Origin of the sequence: Facilibium subflavum (genome assembly GCF_003574485.1) — a bacterium.
In the GTDB taxonomy this organism is placed as follows: domain Bacteria; phylum Pseudomonadota; class Gammaproteobacteria; order Francisellales; family Francisellaceae; genus Facilibium; species Facilibium subflavum.
Genome location: NZ_QLIT01000264.1, coordinates 1 through 2,247, shown reverse-complemented (window position 1 = coordinate 2,247; position 2,247 = coordinate 1). Strand labels below are relative to the sequence as shown.

Annotated in this window: 3 protein-coding genes; 2 read left to right on the top strand and 1 reads right to left on the bottom strand. The window is 35.3% G+C overall.

The genetic code is table 11. The annotated features are described in order from the left end of the window. A partial coding sequence (locus DNK84_RS14715; RefSeq protein ID WP_208123335.1) for a hypothetical protein occupies window positions 1-266 on the top strand: 266 nt, incomplete at its 5' end. A 6-nt stretch (window positions 267-272) separates the two neighbouring features. Here the strand turns inward: DNK84_RS14715 and DNK84_RS12950 are convergent. Beyond that, a complete protein-coding gene (locus DNK84_RS12950; protein WP_119344894.1) occupies window positions 273-1,616 on the bottom strand; it encodes an O-antigen ligase family protein in 1,344 nt (447 codons plus the stop codon). Between the two features lie 301 nt (window positions 1,617-1,917). Between DNK84_RS12950 and DNK84_RS12945 the strand changes: the two genes are divergently transcribed. After that, a partial coding sequence (locus DNK84_RS12945) for a transposase (RefSeq protein WP_208123334.1) occupies window positions 1,918-2,247 on the top strand: 330 nt, incomplete at its 3' end.

The window sequence follows — 2,247 nt, the reverse complement described above, 5'->3', positions numbered from 1 at the left end:
TTGGTTCACAGAACCTAAAAAGCGTTAACAACCCCAAATACTATATGCCAAAATTAGCTAATGGCTATTTTGGCATTATTTTTCTGGGGGAAAAGTGTCAAATATTTTATTATAGGAAAAGCTCTAGTAATGTAGATGCCATTAAATTAACACTAAACAATCAAATGTCAGATGAGGATCACTCCTATAATATTGTATTTATTGATACCCCCTTACAAAAAACAGAGTGTGAAAGAATGGTGAAAAGGCCATCCTTTGATGCTTAACACATTTCAAATCATAACTGAGAAAAAATAAACCAAAACACACAGCAATACAATTAAAGATAATATCAATATAAGCAATAAATAATGCATATAGCGTTTTAATGTGATCGTTTTTGACAACGGCATAAAACAAAGCAATAGCCCCATTGCAAACACTAAGCTAAATTGACTTAATGGCATTTTAAATAAATTACTGACCATTGCGTGTGTCATCCCGGCAAGCACACTGGTAAAGGCAACAAAATAAAGTGCTGAATCTCGATAAGCCTTCATGGCAATACAAGCATATTGAAAGCTTCTGATGCCGATCAATAAGAAGATAACAAAAGCAATAACACCCCACTGCAAAAGCACGCTTAGAAGAACATTATGAGGATAGTCTTGCAAATAATAAATGGCATTAAGCTCACCAATACCTAAGCGTAAATGATGACTTGCTAACCATAATGATTTTGACCATAAAAGCCATCGATCATTATTAGCCAATAAATCACGTGACATAATACTTGTCGTTTCCAGTGACAAATTAATAAACCAAAATAAAAATGCGGCGATAATAACCGCTATACACTGATAGCCTAAAAAAGGCCACAGAAAACGAAAATTTAACACGCCAAGCACACAAACAATGACGATGTATTCAAGAATAAATGCACGGCTTGAATGTGCAATCACCATAAACCATAAACTGATCATCGCCAGAAAGGCGAGCACTTTTATCATTTTTGTGTATTTTTTGGATAAAAGAGGCAAGCAAAGCAATGGTAAAAACCAACTGCTAAAATGATCAAAAAACCTTGGATTAGCAAAGTTATAACGAACCAATAATAGACTTTGATAATTCTGTTCCCAATCTAAAGCTTTTGCAAAATAAAGCATATAAAGAAGTACAAGCAAATAACCAACAGCACAAATAATAATAACCATAATAAGCCAGTCAATTCTTCTTTTATTTCCTTGCCAATAGCCTGCTAAAAATAAAACACTTAACAGCATTGTCATATCAATTGATAATCCTTTAAAGGCTAAAGAAGGACTATAGGCATTGATTGCAGATAACAAACCGATGAAAAAAAATATTACAATAAGCCAGCGAACCCACAAAGAAAGCGTCATAAAACTCGATAGAATTAAGCTCCTTGAACGCACGCTGCACAATAAACACAATAAAATAACAAGCCAGCAGATAAACGATGTAATAGCGCGCCAAACTAATGCAATCACTGGATTATCTCCTGTCAAATTCATCATCAAGGCAACAGGGTTCCAAAAAACAAGAAATAAAGATAATAACAATACGATATAAACTGCATGGTCGAGCTTATCAGCAAATATCTTAGCCTTTAACATGCATCACTCCATGATATGAGATAATAATTACCCTATAGTATAGCCAGAAAGCACTTGAGTGATGATTAATAATGACAGATTATGCTTATATGGACTTAGACACTACTCCCGTCAATAGAATGGTTACAGGTGGTGTTTGCTTGTGTACTTGCATTTTCAAACACGTAAGACTGCGGCGGAAAATTGTCATTGATTGGAAATTGTCTTTGGATAGCATTCATAATATCGGGGAGTATTGAAATAACTGTGTAAATTCTTTCATAGGTTATAATGGTTAAAACGTATAATCTAAGGACGAAAGATGAAAAACAAAGAACAAAACAAAGCATTAGATCAAGCGCTTGATCTCATTGTCGAATCAGGTGCTGATTTATCCAATCTATTTAAATCAGATGGCGTATTGAAGCAATTAATCAAAGGTCTGGTTGAACGTGCTTTACAAGGTGAACTAAAGGCGCATCTTGGTTATGACAGGCATGAACGTAGCGATTCTGCTAATGCACGTAACGGCACGGCACGAAAAAGCGTAATAACAGAAGATGGCCTATTGGAAATTGATGTGCCTCGTGATCGCTCAGGTGAATTTGATCCTGTACTTGTTCCCAAGCGAAGCACGCGGATTGAAGGTTTG